The following is a 20,989-nucleotide window of genomic DNA, read 5'->3' on the forward strand; positions in this document are numbered from 1 at the left end:
TTAATGATGGGCTATAATAATTTCACAAACTCTCTGAATCTTATCCTCGCTCAACCCAGGATACAAGGGCAAACTCAGCACTTCTTTTGAAAGTCGTTCAGCAATGGGAAAATCACCGTTCTTATATCCTAAAAAATGATACGCTTCCTGCAAATGAATAGGAATAGGGTAATGAATAAGCGTTTGTATACCTTCTCTCTTTAAATGGGCCTGTAAATGATCCCGATCATTGTGCCTTATCACATACAAGTGACTTACTCCATCCGCTACGTTTCCCTTTCTTACTTTATGAATAGTCTCCGGTAAATATTTATCATATATATTAGCAAGTTGCTGACGCTCCAGGCCCCAATGATCCAGATATTTTAGTTTAACCCTTAAAAAAGCAGCCTGTAACTCGTCCAGCCTTGCATTGAAGCCTATTTCCTGATGCCTATACTTCTCTGAGCTTCCATAGTTTCTTAAGCTTTTGACCTTTTCTGCCAGTGTATCATCATTGGTTGTGATTGCTCCTCCATCTCCCAAGGCCCCTAAGTTCTTTACGGGATAAAAACTCGTCGCATTAATATGGCCTATACTTCCTGTTCTTTTCCCCTTACAAGTTGCTCCTTGAGCCTGAGCATTGTCCTCAATAACATATAAACCATGTCCCTCGGCAATCCTCGTAATCGCATCCATATCACAAGCAAAACCGTATAGATGTACGGGAATAATAGCCTTAGTTTTGGTCGTTATTACTGCTTCAATCTTTGTACTATCAATGCACCCAGACTCCTCTTCCACATCCACAAAAACAGGCTTTGCACCCACATGGGAAACTGCCAAAGCTGTCGCAATAAAAGTAAATGCCGGTAAAATCACTTCATCTTCAGGGCCTATTCCTAATGCACGCAAGGATAGTTCTATGGCACTTAAACCACTAGATACTCCTATGCTGTATGCAACTTGAGTATACATGGCATACTCTTTTTCAAAATATTCTAATTGGTCCCCCAGGATATAATTATTTGCATAAAGAAAGCTATGAAAAGTATCCTCCAATTCTTTCCCTATCCGCTTATTGATCTCTGTAAAATCCAAAAATGGTATTTCGTATTGCATAGTTTTACTGACTTTTCAGGCGATAAACTTTCTCATAGTTATCATACGAACGGATATAATCCTCCTCTTTATACAGAGTAGAAACTAGTACTACCTGTACGCTTCCATAATGATAATGCAAAGACCTCCAATAATGAGGTGGTAGATACAAGCCCACACCTGGAGTCTTGAGTACAAAGTGTTCCTTCACGCCCTCCGGTGACTCAGTCCTTACCTCTATTGTTCCTGCTACTGCGATAACCACTTCCTCGGTCTCATAGTGTGCATGCTGTCCCCTCACCACATGTTCAGGAGTTCCATACGTCCAAAATACTCTTTGGATATTAAAAGGAATCTGTTGCTCATACTCCGCCACGGAAATAAAGCCAATACTAGCTTCTCCTATACAAGGAAAGTCTATCAAATAAGGTGCAGGATACTTCATGGATATTGAAAAATTGAGAGGTACTTCCTGTCATTGAGAAATATTTATCGCTTATAAACAATAAACAGATATCATGCGACAGCTTCCATCTTAACGAAGATACTATATAACATTTAAAGCTAACCCTATTACCGTTTAAAGAAAAGACCTAAGTACCCTGATAACCGATAACCGATAACCGATAACCGATAACCGATAACCGAATATATACTAACTGCCATACTATTCCATCTACTGATACTACAAATCCCTTGCAAATTCTCTACCTTTGCTCCTTAATAAGTTAACAATCAGTCTTTAAAAAATAATAAAACTAACAGCTTATGCTTCAATCCATCGCTACGCCACTTGGGCGATTTAGATTATTGACCTTTGCAGAAGGGGTTTCTTTTCTGGTTATCTTATTTATTACTATGCCACTCAAATACTGGTTTGACTATCCTGAAGCAAATAAAGTGGTAGGCATGATACACGGTGTGCTTTTCATCCTTTACGTCATCATGGTCCTTCAACGAACATGGGTTGACAAATGGTCAATGGGACAAACCCTATGGGGATTAGCAGCTTCTGTAATTCCTTTTGGTACTTTCTGGTTTGATCATAAGTACTTAAAACCACAGAACAGCTAAGCACCTTTTGTTCATGATGTTTAATTGAGCTTCGCTCGTTCATACCGCTACACGGCGTATGTTAGTTGAATTCTTAAACTTCACCTTCGGTGAGTTGAATGCATTTGACAAGCAGTATAAACTGCTTCAACACTCAACTAACATACGCCGTGTAGCGGTATGAACGAGCGAAGCTCACCTAAACATTTTGAACAAAAAAAAACCTACTCATTTCTGAGTAGGTTTTGAGCGGGCGACGAGGCTCGAACCCGCGACCTGCAGCTTGGAAGGCTGCCGCTCTACCAACTGAGCTACGCCCGCTTGTAGCGGCGACCCTTGCGGTCACACAACTAAGCTTTTTTTTTTTTGCACCAAAGATGCTGTTGATGCCTTACGAGGCGACCACAAGGGTCGCCCATGCTGTGGAGGGAGTAGGATTCGAACCTACGAAGACATAAGTCAGCGGAGTTACAGTCCGCCCCAGTTGGCCACTTTGGTATCCCTCCAAAGATCTATTAGATCATTAATTAATCAGAATTTTATACCCTACCACTTTTTAAAAAAAAGAAGTGGAGGGAGTAGGATTCGAACCTACGAAGACATAAGTCAGCGGAGTTACAGTCCGCCCCAGTTGGCCACTTTGGTATCCCTCCAGGTATTATTCTGACAATTTCAATATTTCAAAGAGCGGGCGACGAGGCTCGAACCCGCGACCTGCAGCTTGGAAGGCTGCCGCTCTACCAACTGAGCTACGCCCGCTTGTAGGGGTACCCCTTGTGGGTACCCAAATAAGCTTTTTTTTTGCACCCTCAAGGATGCTGTTGGTATTTTTCGGAGCGACCACAAGGTTCGCCCATGCTGTGGAGGGAGTAGGATTCGAACCTACGAAGACATAAGTCAGCGGAGTTACAGTCCGCCCCAGTTGGCCACTTTGGTATCCCTCCAGAATTACACATTCTGGTAATTTCAATATTTTAAAAGAGCGGGCGACGAGGCTCGAACCCGCGACCTGCAGCTTGGAAGGCTGCCGCTCTACCAACTGAGCTACGCCCGCTTCTAATTTTGCTCTTTTAAACACTTAGCACTTCTTGCTAAGGCTTCTGGTGGAGGGAGTAGGATTCGAACCTACGAAGACATAAGTCAGCGGAGTTACAGTCCGCCCCAGTTGGCCACTTTGGTATCCCTCCATCAAACGTTGCTTTTTGTTTGATTGCGAGTGCAAATGTAAAGGAGTTTTTTAAATCTGCAAAATTATTTTTTCAACAAAAGTTCAATGAATAACCCTAAAAGACCTTAAAAAACAGATTTACAACACCTTGAAATAATTAAAAAAAATCATTTTTTTTTGTAGGGGCGTAATGAATCGCACCCGTATGGGTTCATTGAGCAACCACAAGGGGTACTTTTTATCTTTTACCTTTTACCTTTTACTTCTAACCTTCTACCTTTGCACTAAAAATACAATTCTATGCGATATTTTGCCGAAGTCGCCTATCATGGTAAAGCCTATCATGGTTGGCAAGTACAACCAAATGCCATTACTGTACAAGAAGTGATCAATGATGTATTCAGTAAGCTACTCAGAACACCCATTCAGGTAACCGGAAGTGGCAGAACAGACTCTGGCGTCCATTGCTTCCAACAATATGCCCATTTTGACTACGAAGGAACATTAGATAGTAAACAGTTTTTACACAAAGCTAACGCTTTCTTACCTAAAGACATCCTTATTCGTAACCTATACGCAGTGACAGCAGAAGCGCATGCCCGATTTGATGCTATCAGTCGTGCCTACGTTTATAAGATCACCTTAAGGAAAGATCCTTTTGCACAAGGACTCGAACATTTCTTACCATGGACACCTGATCTAAAAACACTGAATGAAACGTCAGCCTTATTACTAAATCATATTGATTATACGGCATTCAGTAAGCTTCATTCTGAAGTATACACTCATAACTGCGATATCATGGGAGCCTATTGGGAGCAAAAAGGTGATAAACTCTTTTTTCATGTAAAAGCCAATCGCTTTTTGAGAGGAATGGTTCGTATTATGACAGGAAATTTACTACAGGTTGGATTAGGTAAAATGACCCAAGAACAATTTATACAAACCTTGGAGACCGGTAATCGAAAGGCAGCTGCCCGATATTTAGTGCCTGGTCATGGCTTATACCTTAATGAGGTGATTTACCCTGAAGAAATTTTTGTTCATAATGTTTAATTGAGCTTTGCTCGTTCATGCTGTTTAGTTGTTTCTCACCTCTTTCTTGGAGTGCGATAATTAATGCTGAATAAACAACCGACAGTTGAGGCGGCTAGCGCCGCTGGTTGAGTGGCACTGCGTGCCGTTGAGTAAAGCTTCGCTTCGTTGAGGTTTTACACTACTGCTCTTTCTCAACAGCCCGGAGGGCTACTCAACGGCACGTACTGCCACTCAACCAGCGGTGCTAGCCGCCTCAACAAAGCCATTCAGGTAGTATGACGGTTATTTATTCAAACTTAATAATTGCACCCGTACAGGATACTATAGTTGCAAAGGTTCACGTATATTCCTTACATTAACACAAATTTTGAATTTTAATCATTCACACATCTCCGCTACTATAGTAGGTAAAATTAGCTTACGTGACTTGTAGTTTATCCGTTACTACTTAATAAACGATAAGCGGTAACCGATAAACCCTAATTATAGTGTGGAATCAAAATCATCACGGAAACTATCTAGGAAGAAGTTTGCTTCCTATTGTTACTCTTTCTACCCATGAGAACACTGGAGGAATTTAAGCGCCACTTCAGCGAGCATGTCTACGACGAGCTGCAAGAACTAGAAGAGAGTCGTAAAGACATGCACAATAAGCGTATTGAAGTTGGGGGACTATCCATTCTTGCTGTCTTTTTGACCTGGATCATGGTACATATGGGACTTCTACATAGCTATACCATTGCATTCATGGTATTGACAGCCCCTTCTGTAGGGTTTTGGCTCTATATGAAGCATTATTATAATCCGGATATTTCGGATACTTACAAAAAAGTAGTTGTAGAAGAAATGCTCCATTTCATGGATCCTTCTTTACAATATACCCACACGCAATTTGTCCCTTACGACACCTGGAAAGCCAGCTTTTTGTTTCCTATGATTCCTGATAAGTACGAAGGAGATGATTTAATTGTCGGTACCATTGACGGCATTCCATTGCAATTATCTGAAATCATTGTTCAGAATAATCTGAAGGTGATCGAGCGGAAAGAGCGAAATATACTGGAGCGTTTCCTTGCTACTTTTGAGCGGAAAGAGCAATGGGAAACCCTATTTCATGGTATTTTTCTAGCAGCAGAGTATCCAAAGTCCATTAAGGGACGTATGTTTATCCTTCCTGATACTTTACAAAAGACCTTGGGACATGCGGGACGTATCATTCAGGAGAATAACCTGATCCGGGGAAAGTACATTCACCCACAAAATTATGAGTTCAAACAGAACTATGTGGTTTATGCAGACCACGAACTGGAAGGGGAAGAATTACTCACAGAAGAACTCATGGAAAAAATGCTTACTCTGAAAAAGAGAAGTAATACACCTGTTTATTGTTCTATTGTTAGTAATAAAATATATGTTGCCGTAGATTTGCGAAAAGAGCTATTCCAAGTCAACACGGCAAGACCTTTGTACAATCATCGTTTTGTCGAAAACTTCTACAATGAGCTACTGTATATCTTTAGTATTATTGAAGACTTAAATATCGATGAACTGGAACTGCCAACAAGAAACGAATCCGACGTCTTGTTGGAGGACTACATGGATGCAGAAGATGATGCAGTCATAGAAGAAGAAGTGTCCGAAGGCCGCTATGATAATCATTTTCCACAATTTGATGAAGATTAAGTAGGTAGCTCTTCTTAAAAAGTAATGCAAACCAACATATCATGGATAGTAAAAGACAGCAAAAATTTTCGAGACTCATCCAAAAAGATTTAGGTGAAATCTTTCAACAGAATGCTAACAAGCTTTTTGGTGGCGCCTTTATTACCGTAACTGATGTTACTGTTTCTCCAGACTTAGGACTGGCGAAAGTTTACTTGAGTTTCCTAATGTCTAAGGACAAAGAAGCCTCTTTGGAGATGGTCAAGGAACATGGAAAACAAATCCGTAACCTACTTGCCCAACGTATTCGTCATCAAGCCAGAATCATTCCTGAGCTAAACTTCTATATTGACGATACCGAAGAAAAGGCAGCGCGTATCGATAAGATCTTTGAAGACCTGGATATTCCAGAGGATAAGAAAGACGAGGAGGAGTAGAAAGTAAAAGGTATAAGGTAATAGGTAAAAGCTTAGCTGTTACCTATTACCCTTTGCCTATTACTTTTCACCTATTGCCTGTTACTTTATACCTTTTACCTATTACCTTTTACCTTTTTTATGGTTGATTTTTTTAGGATCAATGATCCCTTCCGACTGATTGTCGCCTTCTTGATATTGATCGCCATCCGTCTTCCATTTATGATCAATGGCACCACAGAGACACTGACAGAAATTTCTTGGTTCACTATAGGGGAAGCTCTTGCTATGGGCAAAAACATGTACTCTGAGGTTTGGGATAACACAGGGCCTCTTGCTGCAGGAATTTATTGGTTAGTAGACTTGATTTTCGGAAAGTCACAATTGACTTATCAAATTTTAGCCATTCTATTTGTCATGCATCAAGCATATATATTCAATGTCAATATGCTGCGAAATGAGGTCTATAATCAAAAGACCTACTTACCAGCGATGTTGTATTGTGTCTTTATGAGCTTGAGTTTTGACTTTTTTACACTTTCACCACCATTAATTGCCTTAAGCTTTTTACTATCGGCCTTGCGTATTGTTATTCGATTGGATAACCGAAGTCTTGATAAAGAGGTCTTTAATATTGGATTTTACTCTGGAATAGCCGCCCTTATTTATATTCCAAGTATTCTGTTTCTGGGAATGTTCCTTTTCAGCTTGGCTGTATTTAGAATTTCATCCATTCGAAAGCTATTTATTAGTGTGTATGGATTTTTCTTTGTTATAGCAATCTACTTGTTATATGCATTTTTCAATGACTCACTGCAAGGGTTTTTAGAAATGTATGTCTATACCTATTTTACCTTCCCTACACATGAATATTTTTCTTACGGAGATCTTTTGCAAATAGGGATTATTCCAGCGGTCTTGTTAATCCTTACTATACTTAGGACACTTACGGATTTTCGTTTTGTCAACTTTCAGGTAAGTTGTCAACAAATTTTGATTATATGGGCTATTACAGCCACCCTAAACTTATTCTTTACTGATCAACTCACTCCTTATCAGTTAATCCTATTCGTTCCTCCATTAAGTTTCTTCGTGGGGCATTATCTTTTACTTCAAAAGAAAAAATTCTTCCGGGAGCTTTCTTTTACTATCATGCTCGTTGCCACCATTGGAGGAATGTACGTGCACTACTACCAGTTTATACCAAAACTTAGAAAGCTAGACTACAGTCAGTATTTCTCAAAAGGGGCTTCAGTTCAAAACAAGCGAATACTTGTTTTAGGTGAACATATGGATGACTATCAAGGCAACACCTTAGCGACACGTTATTTTCACTGGAATATCTCCGAAAAGCATTTTAACAAATTAAATAACTACGCCATCATTAGCGACATTTACGAAGAACTGAAAGCTCATGAGCCTGAGGTTATCTTAGATCACAAGAATATGGCACCAAAGTTATTTAAATTAATTCCTGAACTCGGAAATCGTTACGAGAGGGATAAAACCTATCCAAATCAGTACCATTTGATTAAATAAAGTTGAATCGTTGATTCGTTGAATTAAGCTTCGCTCGTTGATTCGAGTTGATATGTTGTAAGAGTATATATATCAATCAACAGTTCAACTCGAATCAACTTACCGAAGGTGAAATTCAACGATTCAACGATTCAACAAAGCTGGTTAGTAGTATGTCGATTATTTATCATTGTTCGTCCTTAATGTCGTTTCCTTTTGCTAAAGGTTCTAGCTCATCAGAATAATCATCCTCGTACAATAGATCATCCAACTGCTTCTTCATCACGACCATATGCTTTTCATATTCTTCCCGATATATTCCCTCTATAGGGTCTGATGCTGGTAGCTTTTCCCTCAACCAATCCACTTGTCGGCCATTTTTCCAGAAACGGAAACATAGGTGAGGCCCCGTGGCCAATCCTGTACTTCCTACATAGCCAATCACCTGTCCCTGCTTGACAAACTGTCCTTTTCTCAATCCTGACTTAAACTTTGACATGTGCAGGTACTGAGTAGTATACACTCCATTATGCTTTACTTTTACATAGTTTCCATTGCCACGGGTATATCCCTTAGCGACTACAGTTCCGTCTCCCACTGCATAAATTGGTGTTCCCCTTGGTGCTGCATAGTCTGTTCCTAGGTGTGCCTTGAAACGTTTTTGCACGGGATGAAATCTTCTTCTACTAAATCGGCTACTGATACGGGAAAAGTTCAAAGGAGCCTTTAGGAAAGCTTTACGCAAACTATTGCCTTCATCATCATAGTATTCTGGCTGCCCACCGTGATGCTCGTATAGAAACGCATAAAATGTTTCTTCATTGTGTTCAAATACTGCCGCTTTTATACGCCCAAGTCCTACTTCCTTGCCTTCTATTTTCTCTACTTCATAAATCACCTTGAAGCGATCTCCCTTTTGGATATGGAAGAAGTCAATTTGCCATGCAAATACATTCTCCAAGCGATTTACCAAAGCTTGAGAACCCCCTCCATTTTTTAGGATTGCATTATAAAGAGAAGACTTAATTTCTCCTGTTACTACTTTCTCTTCCAAGACTACCTCTCTTTTGCCCTCATAAACTTGAAGAGAGTCCTTCATGCCATACACCACATACTCTTTAGGGTTTTTATGGTAAATGAAATATTGAGCCGTTTGAAGAGAGTCCCCTAAGGTCAATATTGTATAAGGACGTCCTGCCTTAATATATCTAGTATTGTAAACATCCTTGGATAATTTCTCTAATTGATGAATGGTAGAGAATGCCACTTGATAAGGCAACAGAAGATCGGCCAACGTTTCATTCTTTTGCACTACCCCCTCCAATATTTCCAGACTATCGACAGGAATTCCATAAGCCGAATCTGGCACATACTCCTCTATTTTCAGGCTAGCCTCCTCTACTTCTTCTACAAATTGTAAGTCAGGACGGTTTACGCCCATACTTATCCACCCAATAATCAATAACACCACCAATATTGGTATGATCAGGACTATTTTTTTCTGCTGCATATTACTCTAGGACATTAGACCCATATCTTTAGTTGATATGGATTGTTATTTGTTAGCTTTTGTCTACAATTCTAATAATCTCAAACATACTATTTTACCCCTGCCTATCAAAAGGCCTTATGAAATATCCCTCACTCTCTTTTTTTATAGCATTGAAATTAAATCTGCCATGAAGTCGGCATCTGGCTTATCGTTTTTATGTAAGCCTTATATAGTACGGAATAAAGATATTATAATAAATAAACAACATCTTGTGAACCAACAAAGGTTAATAATAATAAGTTCAATCAATTATCTATTTAACCAAGCCCTTACAAATAACACATTGCACTTTAAATAATACTATAACTCATGAATACAACCCCTATAGTGATATTATTATAATGCAATTATTTATTAGAAAATCAATATTGAAAAAAGTATATAAAAAAAAGCCTTGAGAAAATCTCAAGACTTCTAAGTGTGATTGATTTCGAGTTATTAAAAACAATATTTTAATGGGCTAATAGCGGTTAATAAGGGCTAAAAATTAGGTTTTATATGTTTTGATCTCGCATAACGAAAGTATGCACTCTTAAGATAAATACAAAAAAATCGTTCCATTAAATATATTTTTTATTAAAAAAGTGCAATAAAATAATAGATGATCAATATTACCTATCTACAATCACTCCTTTTTTAATCCAATTTCTTTCAAAACTTGCCACACCTTACCATCATGTTTTAACAAAGCTACTTTACACACTGTAAAGGTAGCCTCAAAAGAAGTATCACGATACACTTCCCACACCTTGTGGAAAGCACCTTTGCTCAAGTCTTTAAACGCCAACGTCAAATGTGGATGATAGGGACGGCCACCATATCGCTCTTCTTTTACCTCCCATACTTCCCTCACCAATAATTTGATCTGTTCATAAAGTTGTTGCAAGGCATCTGTCAACTCAACCGCAACATAAACTACTCGAGGAGGAAATGCCCCATGACCATTTAGAGTAATATCAAAAGATTGTACTGTAGACATTTCCTTCTCCAAGGTTTGTAGAAAATATTCTTCTTGAGAGGCATCTTTTTGAAAAGGGGGAAAAAGGGTAATATGAGGAGGAGAGTTGAGTGCTTTATAAGTCTTATACTGCTCTGCAATAAGTTGCTTTTGGGCAGACAGTTTTGATCGTAGAGGCTCAGGAGGTAGGATAGCAATGAAATAAAGCATAGGTGAGTTGGGAGTTATGAGTTATGAGTTATGAGTTAAATTTAAAACTCATAATTCATAACTCATAACTTAACACTGCTCACTATTTATTCAATAGCTCTACTACGTACTTTTCTAAATCCTCTGGCTTAGTCGTTGGGGAGAAACGCTTATAAGGTTGTCCATTTTTATCCAACATGAATTTGGTGAAGTTCCACTTGATGCGTTTCATCAAGAAACCAGAAAGGTTATCCTTCAAGTATTTGAAGATAGGATGTGTCCCTGATCCATTGACCTCAATCTTCTCAAAGATTGGGAAAGTTACTCCATAGTTCAGTAAACATCCTTCCTGAATTGACTTAGCATCTCCAGGCTCCTGATTTGCAAACTGATTACAAGGGAACCCTAAAATAACTAACCCTTCATCTTTATATTTTTCATATAAGGCTTCCAATCCTTCATATTGAGGAGTCAATCCACACTTACTGGCGGTATTCACTACCAAAACAACCTTTCCTTTAAACTCCTCCATTGATACGTCCTTTCCTTGAAGGGACTTTGCTGAAAACTGATAAAATGGTGCGCTCATTCTTATTGATATTTAATATATTAAAGAAAATAAATTATATCGCTTACGATATAAAAATAGTAAGATTTATATTATACCCAAAAATTTTTCAATGATTCATCTTGAAAAAATATATCTATACCCTAAAAACATTTTTTTTTAAAAAAATAGTTATAATACCCCTAGAGAAGATACAACAGGAACTTCTTAGAAAACGTATATTAAGAGAAGTAACTATCGCAAACAGCGCATCAATATGAAAGAAAAGACTACCTTCGGACTTCCCAAGAAAAGAGAAGAGATCATACAACTACTACAAAAAGCCTTTACAGAGCACAATCTGGAAGAATTTGACTTTGAAGAGCGCCTACAAAAAGCCTATGAGGCTAAATCAATAGAGGCTTTGGAAGATATTGTACATGATTTCCCTGGGTATCAAAAAAGAGTACACAACACACATTCCTTTGAATTTGAGCGCCCCCAAGCCTCTTCCTCCTCTCTCAGTAGCAATCTATCTACCGTAACAACCTTTCTTAGCAGTAGTAAAAGGAGTTTGTCCCTTGCCAAAACTCCCCAAGGTACTATTGTACAAACATTGTTAGGAGAAAGTAAATTACAACTTGTTGAAGAGTACATCCAAGAGAATAACCTTGAGCTTACGATCTGGGGAGGTTTGAGTAATACCGACATTGATTTGAGTAAGGGAATACTAGAAGGAAAACACATTACGATCAACATTAACTCTTTAGCTAGTGAAGTTCGCCTTATTCTTCCAAAAGGCGTAAGAATCATGGACCATACCCAGAACTTTTTGGGGCATCTCTCACAGAAGACAAAGAAAAAATGGAGAGGCATTTTTGGCAAGAGAGAAGAAGAGCTTACCCCTCCTCAGGAGTATACCCTAACACTGCAAGGATTAAATATCTTAAGTGAGATCAAAATCATGTATGTATAATGTACAATTATTTCTAATTTCCCTCTATCTTTGAAAGTAACGTACAAACTATTCAATTATACTTTTTATTCACTAAATTTCTCATGAAGAAAGTGCTATTTTTTATCTTGTTGGGAGTACTCTCCCTGACAAGTGTTGTCTTATATAATACGTTTACTTTTGAATCTTTACAGATGGATACCGATGCGTTACCTCCTGCCGAGGAGCTATCTGTACCTACGGAAGCCATCCACCACTTGGCAGAAGCTATTCCTTTCCAAACGATCTCTCATTACGATACTTCCACAATAGACTATAGTACTTTTGAAGGGTTTCATCAATACCTGGAAAGTACTTACCCATTGCTACATCAGCATTTAAAGAAAGAAATAGTCAATGGCTATAGTTTACTATATACCTGGAAAGGTAGTGATCAAACACTAGCACCACTACTACTTGCCGCGCATATGGATGTGGTTCCAGTAGAAGAGGCTACTTTATCCAACTGGAAGCAAGGTCCCTGGAGTGGTAATATCCATGATGATTACCTTTGGGGAAGAGGCTCCATCGATGACAAAAATGCCATCATCGCCATTATGGAAGCAGTTGAACTACAACTTTCAAAGGGTATCACGCCAAAACGTACCATCTACCTTGCCTTTGGCCACGATGAGGAAACCCGAGGCTCAGGAGCAATGGCTATGGCTGAATTGTTAAAGCAAAGAGGTGTGCGAGTAGGAATGGCTGTAGATGAGGGAGGTATGGTGTCCAAAGGAATTGTTCCTGGTATTGAGGAATCACAAGTAGCACTGATTGGTAGTGCCGAAAAAGGAGCCGTTACCCTAAAGCTATCAACCAAAATGGAAGCCGGTCACTCTTCTATGCCAAGTAAAGAAAACTCTATTGAGGTTATTAGTCAGGCAATTCTCAAGCTACAAGAGACGCCTATGGAAGATCAGCTATCTCTTCCGGTGAAAGGCTTCTTGCGTTACCTTGGTCCTGAGATGCCTTTTGTACTAAAAATGGCCATGGCCAACCAATGGTTGTTTGAACCAATTATTCTTGACAACTATAGACAAAGTAATACAGGAAGAGCGTCTATCCGAACCACACATACCCCTACTATATTTAACAGTGGTATCAAGGAAAATGTGATTCCATCTACCGCAGAAGCGACGATTAACTTTAGAATATTACCGGGAGAAACCGTCAAAGATGTGGTTAATCATGCCACCAAGGTAATTGATGATAAAAGGGTGAGTATTAGCACGGTTGGGTCTGGAAAAAACCCATCCAATGTTTCGCCAGATCAAGGGGAGGAATTCAATAGCTTACGCAAAACGATTCATCAAATCTACCCGACTACGATTTCTACGCCTTTCTTGTTGATTGCAGCGACTGATGGTCGATATTATGAAACTATCTGTGATCACGTCTATCGCTTCTCTCCTACCCATTACACTGGAGAAGATCTGGATCGACTACACGGCATCAATGAGCGTATTGCACTATCTGACTTTGAAGAATCTATCAGATTCTATTACCAACTGATGGTGAATTATTAATGAAGAATGAAGAATTAAAAATGAAGAGTAAGATGTATTTAACTCTTAATTCTTCATTTTTAATTCTTCATTCTTAATGATCCATTATTCCACTGTGATATCGAAAGTTACGTCTATATCCGTACCTCCTTCGTTCACTGTACTTGTAGCAGTTTTCAAGCCAGGCTGATGCTTAAGGATGACTCTGAATGTACCTGTTGTTGCCGTAGCAGCAGTCCATGAAGTCTCCAATCCAACAGGATTTCCATTACCATCCTGATCCAGATAATTCACCTCTCCCTCTCCGTCAACATTTCCATTTCCTGTAGGTGTAGTAAATACGCCTTCAGTGAAAGCAAAGAAGAACTGGTGCTCATCATCCTCGTCTTTCACTTCTGCTGTAATATCTTTTACATCATTTGGGTCAAGCTCATTCAGGAGTTCCATTTCCAACGTGTAAGTAGTATTCGCTTTTAATACAATATTTTCCAGTACTTCCAAATCCTGAATACCTGCTCCGTCCGGGTCTACCGCAAGTGCTGTCACTACATCTCCCGCATCTTGATCATTAGTGAAAGACAATGTAACTCTGGTGATCACTTCCAGGTCATTTTCCTCTTCTGGAAAATCGTCATCATCATCACAAGCAGTGAAAGTCATAACACTTAGCCCTAGTAATAAGTAAGCAAATGGTTTAGTGATTTTACTGAACATAGTTGTTTAAAATTTATAATTAATATTAAGTACAAGGTTTCTCCCTACCTCATCTGCGAAATAGCGCATCTCATTGAGGTAGTTACGATAACTTTTATTTAATGCATTATAGACAGACAATTGACCTGTCCAATTCTTCCAGGTTCCATTAATGCTTCCTCCTAACAGGAAATAACCATCCGGTGCTTCCCTAAAATCGAAAATCGGCGTATCCTCATTGATTTCTACTACTCCATTAACAATATCTTCTGGATTAACCTCTTGGGGCGCATGATACTGTCGAAAGGTATACTGTGCATCTGCTCCAAGGATCAATTGTGCTTTTTCTGTGGTCCAAACTTTATAGCTCAGGTCATATCGCAAATAATTTGGTGGCTGATTAATTAATGGCTCATCCTTATCGATGTTTCTTGACCATAAATAGCTTGCCCCTAGCACACCTTCTAGTTTAGGAGACCAACTAGTCTTCCAAGTGACATCAACTCCAGTAAAGAGGGCGTCATTCCGGTCATAAATAAAGGCTGGCATAGGCCCTCTCACCGTACTAGTCAACCCGATAGGGCGTTCGTAAACAAAGTTTTCTATCAAATTGAGGTAAGCTGAGATATTCAATTGATGTATCCCCTTATCCCATTTAAGTTCATTCATCCACTTATATCCCTTTTCAGGAAGTAGTGCCTCATCTTCTTCCGTCAAGATCTTATTGGTTTGTAACTGTCCATCTTCATTAAACTGATAGCGCCACAATCCATAGGACAATTTATAGCCCGTTTGACCAAAACTATACAACTCAGCCACATTGGGGGCTCTCCAGGCGGTACCGAAATTAGACCTAAACTCCCAATCCATAAATGACTTGACCACACCAAAGGATAAAGTCGCATTCCCTAAAGAATACTCATTACTGAAAGTATCCTGATTAGTTTCCCGTCCTCGCACAGAGGTAACTTCATAGTCTCCCCTTACCCCTAGTTCATAGCGTATATGTGGCCTTTCCAAGGTTTCAATCACAAACACACTTCCCCTATTCGTATTATAGTTCGGGATAAATGGAGTAGTTCCTGTACCTGGGTTATTGTCATTATCCTGCATAAATAACTGCACCCCAAATGCCCCTTCAAAAGGCCCCCAGGTCACATGCTCCCATTCTAGCTGTAAATCATTGGTCCATAATTCAAGATCAATCACAGGGCGTTCTGCGTTTCTTCGAACATCAAACTCTTTCCTTGCATTCCACTGTCCACCCCATATCAAGTGCCATACCCCTCCCGGTCTGTTCCAATCTGCTTCAGCCTTTAGAAAATGGTGCGCTGTTGACTGATAAGGTGGTTTGATTTCATAAGAAAAATCCTGGATAATCAGCGGCTCCTCCGCATCCAATGCTCTTATCAGGTCCTCTCCATTACCAAATATGGAGGTTCTCAATATCGCCAATTTTTGATCTACCAAACTATAGGACAATCGGGCATCACCATCTCTGAAGTGAAATCGAACACCTGCATTCACTGCCACCTCTTCCTTACCTGAGTTTGTCAGGGAATAATCAGGTGCATGCCGATCTCCTAGACGAGTATATCCTCCACCTAGGTGATAACTCCAACGATCTCCTCCATACTGTATGTTAGCAGCCGTATATCCTCCCCTGCCATTACTTTCCAAACCTGTTTTGATCATCCCGCTCAAGGGTGTGGACAGCTCCATCCCATTTCCTTCTACCAATACAACCCCTCCCATCGCTTCCGGACCAAAACGTACTGCTGCTGCTCCTTTTAATACCGCGACCTTCTCTACATTATTTAGATCTATTTCGGGAGCATGCTCCACTCCCCAGTTCTGGAATCCATGACGAACCCCATTGTTTACGATCAAGATGCGGTTGCCATAAAGCCCATGGATAATCGGTAACTGTACATTACTCCCTATCGCCACAAAGGAAACTCCTTCAATTTCACTTAATACTTCCCCCAACGAGGAAGCAGGACGTATTGCCAAACTACGGGAATCGATCTTATCTATAGTCGCCGACTCAAAAAATAATTCTTCCCCTTCTGACTCTATGACCACAGTCTCTAGCTGTGACACATCTGTCGCCATATAAATGGTTGGCATAGCATGATGCCCATCATGATGATGCACAATCGGCTTGTACCCTACACAGGAAAACCGAAGATTGAATTCTTTTTCACACAAATGTCTTACCTGAAAATACCCTTCTGCATCCGTCACCGCTCCCTTAGATTCTCCTAACAAGCGTACCGTGACAAAAGGTATTGGTTGTCTATTTTCTACATCCAGGACCCTTCCCTCTACCGTATAAATACAATTTTGTTGTTGAGCAATGCCTATTGCAGAAAAATATAGACTCCAAAAAATAAGTAATGCTACTCCTAGTTTATAGTTCATTGATATTTTGTACAGAAGCAATTGTTTTACATAATCATATGGTTATTGACAAATAAAGTGAAAATAATATTGCGACATAGTTGCAAAAATATAACGAAAAAAAATAAATGCAACAGAATTGCATTTATTTCCTAATTTCAAAGACAAGTTAGTCGACTCCTCTACTTGCGTTGAGAAGCATTAAATCTGTTTTTAGCTAAATTGGTACTTTTTTGTTCATATTGTTTAGGTGAGCTTCGCTCGTTCATGATGTTTAGTTGTTTTATTTTTTCTCAACTAAACATCATGAACGAGCGAAGCTCAATTAAACATCATGAACAGATGACATTAGGCCATCGTATTCTTTAAATCTTCTTCCAGCGCTATCAAATGGCTCATCGTATCTTCTGTAAAATAATATATATTGAATGACCCTGCCGGAATATAATCCAATAGTCCTTGCTTTACGAACTGATGCAACCACCCTACCAAAATTGGCTGGCTAATTTCATAATTCATTTCTTCCAGGGTTCTTAATAAATCTTTTGGGGTAGTATAGTGTTTGTTAAGGATCTCGTTCTCTACAAGAATTCGAACCTTGTCTTTCGTTATCGTATTCATAAGACTTAGGCTATGATGGTTGACATTAACATTCCTTTTTCAGTCACTTCTTACATACACGTAAAATCACAGAGTATAGTTGCCTATTGCTACTAATTGTAATTAAAAGACAAATCATAAGACAAAAGAGACATATTACTTTCAAATTTTTATGATTCCTTAACTTCTTCTCTCTACTTACAAGCAACTTGAAAGAAAAAAAGATAAGTCTTGAAAGGCTAATCAGAGATAACTAACCCCTTACAAGACACCTCTAACATCTACCAATAAGCAGGCCATTTTCCATGATATATTCTATAATGAATAATTATTCATTAGTTACTTTTTGTAAACACCCTCTTATACCCTGATTTAATTTTGTATTTTTACAATACTTAATAGAAGTATCATTAGATTCTTAACAGAATTGACTTGATGCGACAGATGTATATTGTAACCATACTTATTTCATGATCAGACTACTATTTGCCCTCATTTTTAAACTGAAAGGGTGGCGTACACGATACGCCGAAGGAGTAAATCCCGACGAAGTCAAAAAGAGTATCTTTTTGGCAGCACCACACACCTCTAACTGGGATTTTGTTTTTTGCGTGGAAGGATGTCGACAATTGGGAATTCCTTTACGATTCGCTATTAAAAAAGAATGGATGACTTTTCCATTTAATTTAGCAATAGGTCCTATGGGAGGTATTGCCATTGATCGTTCTGCATCACATAAAGGTAAAAGAACCAATATGGTCGACGACATGGCTGCACTTTTTGAAGGGGAGAAAGAAAAGGTAGTCTTGATTTGCCCTGAAGCAACACGCTCAAGAAAAGAAATATGGAAAAAAGGATTCTATCAGACGGCTCTAAAAGCCCAGGTGCCTATTTCCCTAGCTTATTTGGACTATGCCAAAAAAGAAGCTGGTGTCGGAAGAATATTACATCCTAGCGGTAATTTTGAAGAAGACATGAGAATTATCATGGACTTCTATAAAGATATGACGGCGAAGGTTCCTGAAAATTTTGCTTTGGATAAGCGTTTCAGTCCACGCCCCTTAGAGCAAGAAGCTCTCTAAATAATGTTTGTTCATATTGTTTAATTGAGCTTCGCTCGTTCATATTGTTTAGTTGATACACTTTTAGTGAGCCTAATAACTAAACATCATCAACGAGCGAAGCTCAATTAAACAATATGAACAAATACATCCCAAATATTCAACTGCTCCAATATTAACTACTATACTTTCCTGATAAAGCCTCTTGTATCTGTACAAACAACTCCTCTGGCTTGAATGGCTTACTAATCACGCCATTCATACCTGCTTCCAGGATATCATTTCGTACTTCTCCCATCATAGCTGCAGCAGTCACGGCCAATATCGGTACCTGTTTATTATCATTATCAGTAGAGCGAATTCGTTTAGTTGTTTCCAATCCATCCATCATTGGCATATGCAAGTCCATCAGAATAATATCATAGGTCTCTTTACTTACTAGCTCTAAGGCCTGATATCCATCACCTGCAAAGGTCACCTTACACCCCCAATCCAACAACATCCAACGAATTACCTGTTGATTAATTTGATTATCCTCTACGACCAGGATAGTTACCTCATTCAATGCTTGAGGATCAATCACTGTTGGAGGCTCTTCCTCCATATACTCTTCAGCTCTATCAAAAACCAAAACAAAAGAAAAGGTTGTCCCCTCTCCTTCAATACTACTCACCTTCAGTTGGGATTGCTGTAGCAATAGTAACTTATTACAAATGGCTAACCCTAATCCGGACCCTCCATATTTTCTGGATGTGCTGCTATCTGCCTGGGTAAAATGATCAAAGATACTTTCAAGTTTGGCACTCGGTATTCCGATTCCTGTATCATTCACCCGAAAACATACATGTAACTTCTCTTGATTACTAAACACCTCCTCTACTGTCAAGACGATTTTGCCCTTTTCTGTAAATTTTAGGGCATTCCCCAATAGGTTATTCAAAACTTGTGAAAGTCGAGTAGGGTCTCCCAAAACTAAACTATCCACTTCAGAGTCCATCACATACTTTAGACGTACCCCTTTTTCATTGGCCTTAATAGCCCAGGTATTTCTTACCTTCTGACAGAGTGACTTGATATTGAAAGGAATTTTCTCAAACTCCAGTTTTTCTGCCTCCATCTTATTGTAATCCAAAATATCGTTTACCAGAGAAAGTAAGTTTTCGGCAGAAAAACGAAGCGTTTCCAAATGCTTGGACTGCTTCTCAGTAGGATTATCTCTCAACAGTTGATAAGCAATACCAATAACAGCATTCAATGGTGTTCGAATTTCGTGTGTCATGGTCGCCAAGAAATTATCCTTTGTCTTAATTGCCAACTCTGCTTTTTCCTTAGCCAAGGATAATTCCTGATTCAACTCTTTCAGCTCTCTCAAGGTTGTTTCTAGCTCAAGTGTTCTGGATTGTACTTTTTCTTCCAAGCAGTGATTCGCTTTCAACAACTCTTGATTTAATTCTTGAAGCTCAATCGATTTTTGCTCTATAATTTCCTCTGCTTCTTTTCTAGCCAATCGTTCTCTAGATAGGATCCTTCTTATCGAACTTATACTTTCATCGATCATAGTACACAACTTTTATTATATAGAGAAAAACTAATAGATGAATCTGCTACTCGCTGTGCTATTTCCAATGTAAGCGTCTCCTGATAATAATACACTACTTCATCAACGAAGCCCCTCATCACCTCAGGGATACTTTGTATGTAATCTCCCTTAAGTCTAAATACAATTTGCCCAACTTCATCCAACTCCAATAAGATTTCCGGAAAATCCTGATACTCTGCAGTCCATCTTGATACTTCTTGAAAATGAAGGAGAACCTTTTTTATCAAGGATACAGAAGACGTGCACTCCTTGAGCCAATCAATACGACTTTTTTTAAATACAGTAAAAAGATGTTTACCGTAATCATAGAGTAATTGGTCCATAGGAACCTTGGTTGCACTTTCCAAGGAAATCAATAAGCATTCTATCTCTGCATAAGGATAATCCCCTACGGCAGTATAGACACCAAAGTGAGGAAAGGTATTCTCAACGACAATGTGGTCAGCCACATCAAAGCCGAAGCGACCTTCTACCATTTCCAATAACTCTGTAAATAAAATTCCTTTCATAAAATATTCTAAACCATAATCTATTCATCCAAACACTACCTTGAACATACTATGATCTACCCGCCTGTTCCTTTTTAATTACATACAATCCTTACATTTGTACGATTCCGATATATTCTCTTGAGTCCCTTTACCCTATTCTTTGTTTAAGCAGCTAACGAAAAAAGATGAATCATCCCATATTAACAAATGGTTTAGCTTTCTGAGAATTCATCACTTTATAGCTATCTCACAAGCCCTTTATGAGTTTCTTCATTTTTTCCTTGATGAAAAAACGAAGCAAAAAAATCAAGGCTTTGAAGAATTTACCTAATTTTTAATCGTAAAAGCTAAAAATTCCAAACTCGCTACGCTCAAACAATGGAATTTTCTTAACGCTTTTACGATTAAAAATTTTAACGGCAATTCTTCAAGGCCATTTTTAGATATATAAAGGCACTTTT

General features: G+C 38.9%; 18 protein-coding genes and 7 tRNA genes. 8 read left to right on the forward strand and 17 right to left on the reverse strand.

Annotated elements, in window-relative coordinates:
* Positions 1 to 1,101: a DegT/DnrJ/EryC1/StrS family aminotransferase gene (locus ABD985_RS09580; protein ID WP_345371246.1), complete on the reverse strand. Its 1,101-nt coding sequence runs from the start codon at positions 1,099 to 1,101 to the stop codon at positions 1 to 3.
* 4 nt (positions 1,102 to 1,105) lie between these two features.
* Positions 1,106 to 1,525, reverse strand: a complete 420-nt coding sequence (locus tag ABD985_RS09585) for a sugar 3,4-ketoisomerase (RefSeq protein WP_345371248.1) — start codon at positions 1,523 to 1,525, stop codon at positions 1,106 to 1,108.
* A 323-nt stretch (positions 1,526 to 1,848) separates the two neighbouring features.
* Here ABD985_RS09585 and ABD985_RS09590 point away from each other — a divergent pair, with 323 nt between their 5' ends.
* Complete coding sequence (locus ABD985_RS09590; RefSeq protein ID WP_345371250.1) at positions 1,849 to 2,154, forward strand: DUF3817 domain-containing protein; 306 nt, start codon at positions 1,849 to 1,851, stop codon at positions 2,152 to 2,154.
* A 227-nt stretch (positions 2,155 to 2,381) separates the two neighbouring features.
* Here ABD985_RS09590 and ABD985_RS09595 read toward each other — a convergent pair.
* The 7 genes from ABD985_RS09595 to ABD985_RS09625 all read right to left on the reverse strand — a co-directional run bounded on the left by ABD985_RS09595 (position 2,382) and on the right by ABD985_RS09625 (position 3,320).
* Positions 2,382 to 2,454: transfer RNA gene (locus ABD985_RS09595), tRNA-Gly, on the reverse strand.
* A 102-nt stretch (positions 2,455 to 2,556) separates the two neighbouring features.
* Positions 2,557 to 2,639, reverse strand: a tRNA-Tyr gene (locus ABD985_RS09600).
* A gap of 64 nt (positions 2,640 to 2,703) precedes the next feature.
* A tRNA-Tyr gene (locus ABD985_RS09605) sits at positions 2,704 to 2,786 on the reverse strand.
* A 33-nt stretch (positions 2,787 to 2,819) separates the two neighbouring features.
* Positions 2,820 to 2,892, reverse strand: a tRNA-Gly gene (locus ABD985_RS09610).
* Between the two features lie 102 nt (positions 2,893 to 2,994).
* Positions 2,995 to 3,077: transfer RNA gene (locus tag ABD985_RS09615), tRNA-Tyr, on the reverse strand.
* A 37-nt stretch (positions 3,078 to 3,114) separates the two neighbouring features.
* Positions 3,115 to 3,187, reverse strand: a tRNA-Gly gene (locus ABD985_RS09620).
* 47 nt (positions 3,188 to 3,234) lie between these two features.
* Positions 3,235 to 3,320: transfer RNA gene (locus ABD985_RS09625), tRNA-Tyr, on the reverse strand.
* 281 nt (positions 3,321 to 3,601) lie between these two features.
* On the opposite strand from ABD985_RS09625, the gene ABD985_RS09630 reads away from it, so the two are divergent.
* The 4 genes from ABD985_RS09630 (at position 3,602) to ABD985_RS09645 (ending at position 7,956) form a co-directional block, all read left to right on the forward strand.
* Positions 3,602 to 4,357, forward strand: coding sequence for a tRNA pseudouridine synthase A (locus tag ABD985_RS09630; RefSeq protein ID WP_345371252.1), 756 nt, complete (start codon positions 3,602 to 3,604; stop codon positions 4,355 to 4,357).
* Positions 4,358 to 4,897: 540 nt separating this feature from the next.
* A complete protein-coding gene (locus tag ABD985_RS09635; RefSeq protein ID WP_345371253.1) occupies positions 4,898 to 6,022 on the forward strand; it encodes a DUF3137 domain-containing protein in 1,125 nt (374 codons plus the stop codon).
* A 41-nt stretch (positions 6,023 to 6,063) separates the two neighbouring features.
* On the forward strand, positions 6,064 to 6,438 hold the full coding sequence (rbfA, locus tag ABD985_RS09640) for a 30S ribosome-binding factor RbfA (protein WP_345371255.1): 375 nt from the start codon (positions 6,064 to 6,066) through the stop codon (positions 6,436 to 6,438).
* Positions 6,439 to 6,558: 120 nt separating this feature from the next.
* A complete protein-coding gene (locus ABD985_RS09645; protein WP_345371256.1) occupies positions 6,559 to 7,956 on the forward strand; it encodes a hypothetical protein in 1,398 nt (465 codons plus the stop codon).
* A gap of 166 nt (positions 7,957 to 8,122) precedes the next feature.
* On the opposite strand, the gene ABD985_RS09650 is transcribed toward ABD985_RS09645, so the two are convergent.
* The 3 genes from ABD985_RS09650 to ABD985_RS09660 all read right to left on the reverse strand — a co-directional run bounded on the left by ABD985_RS09650 (position 8,123) and on the right by ABD985_RS09660 (position 11,223).
* Positions 8,123 to 9,445, reverse strand: coding sequence for a M23 family metallopeptidase (locus ABD985_RS09650; protein ID WP_345371258.1), 1,323 nt, complete (start codon positions 9,443 to 9,445; stop codon positions 8,123 to 8,125).
* A 667-nt stretch (positions 9,446 to 10,112) separates the two neighbouring features.
* Positions 10,113 to 10,655, reverse strand: a complete 543-nt coding sequence (locus tag ABD985_RS09655; protein ID WP_345371260.1) for a 2'-5' RNA ligase family protein — start codon at positions 10,653 to 10,655, stop codon at positions 10,113 to 10,115.
* 82 nt (positions 10,656 to 10,737) lie between these two features.
* Complete coding sequence (locus ABD985_RS09660) at positions 10,738 to 11,223, reverse strand: glutathione peroxidase (RefSeq protein WP_345371262.1); 486 nt, start codon at positions 11,221 to 11,223, stop codon at positions 10,738 to 10,740.
* 235 nt (positions 11,224 to 11,458) lie between these two features.
* Here ABD985_RS09660 and ABD985_RS09665 point away from each other — a divergent pair, with 235 nt between their 5' ends.
* Both ABD985_RS09665 and ABD985_RS09670 read left to right on the forward strand, forming a co-directional pair.
* Positions 11,459 to 12,157, forward strand: a complete 699-nt coding sequence (locus ABD985_RS09665; protein ID WP_345371264.1) for a DUF1707 SHOCT-like domain-containing protein — start codon at positions 11,459 to 11,461, stop codon at positions 12,155 to 12,157.
* 83 nt (positions 12,158 to 12,240) lie between these two features.
* Positions 12,241 to 13,701: a M20 family peptidase gene (locus tag ABD985_RS09670; RefSeq protein ID WP_345371266.1), complete on the forward strand. Its 1,461-nt coding sequence runs from the start codon at positions 12,241 to 12,243 to the stop codon at positions 13,699 to 13,701.
* A gap of 84 nt (positions 13,702 to 13,785) precedes the next feature.
* Here the strand turns inward: ABD985_RS09670 and ABD985_RS09675 are convergent, their stop codons facing one another.
* The 3 genes from ABD985_RS09675 to ABD985_RS09685 all read right to left on the reverse strand — a co-directional run bounded on the left by ABD985_RS09675 (position 13,786) and on the right by ABD985_RS09685 (position 17,397).
* Positions 13,786 to 14,394 (reverse strand): hypothetical protein, encoded by a 609-nt coding sequence (locus tag ABD985_RS09675; protein ID WP_345371268.1) that lies wholly within the window; start codon positions 14,392 to 14,394, stop codon positions 13,786 to 13,788.
* Between the two features lie 6 nt (positions 14,395 to 14,400).
* The gene (locus ABD985_RS09680) at positions 14,401 to 16,797 is read right to left on the reverse strand and encodes a TonB-dependent receptor (RefSeq protein ID WP_345371270.1); all 2,397 of its coding nucleotides are present in this window, start codon (positions 16,795 to 16,797) and stop codon (positions 14,401 to 14,403) included.
* Between the two features lie 327 nt (positions 16,798 to 17,124).
* Positions 17,125 to 17,397, reverse strand: a complete 273-nt coding sequence (locus tag ABD985_RS09685) for a hypothetical protein (protein ID WP_345371271.1) — start codon at positions 17,395 to 17,397, stop codon at positions 17,125 to 17,127.
* Positions 17,398 to 17,846: 449 nt separating this feature from the next.
* Between ABD985_RS09685 and ABD985_RS09690 the strand changes: the two genes are divergently transcribed.
* Positions 17,847 to 18,458, forward strand: a complete 612-nt coding sequence (locus ABD985_RS09690) for a 1-acyl-sn-glycerol-3-phosphate acyltransferase (protein WP_345371273.1) — start codon at positions 17,847 to 17,849, stop codon at positions 18,456 to 18,458.
* A 154-nt stretch (positions 18,459 to 18,612) separates the two neighbouring features.
* On the opposite strand, the gene ABD985_RS09695 is transcribed toward ABD985_RS09690, so the two are convergent.
* Entirely contained in the window at positions 18,613 to 19,944 is a 1,332-nt protein-coding gene (locus tag ABD985_RS09695) for a response regulator (protein WP_345371275.1), read from the reverse strand.
* Positions 19,945 to 19,991: 47 nt separating this feature from the next.
* Positions 19,992 to 20,546, reverse strand: coding sequence for a heme NO-binding domain-containing protein (locus ABD985_RS09700; protein WP_345371276.1), 555 nt, complete (start codon positions 20,544 to 20,546; stop codon positions 19,992 to 19,994).
* Positions 20,547 to 20,989: the final 443 nt, after the last annotated feature.

Origin of the sequence: Algivirga pacifica, from assembly GCF_039543525.1 — a bacterium.
Classification (GTDB): Bacteria; Bacteroidota; Bacteroidia; order Cytophagales; family Flammeovirgaceae; genus Algivirga; species Algivirga pacifica.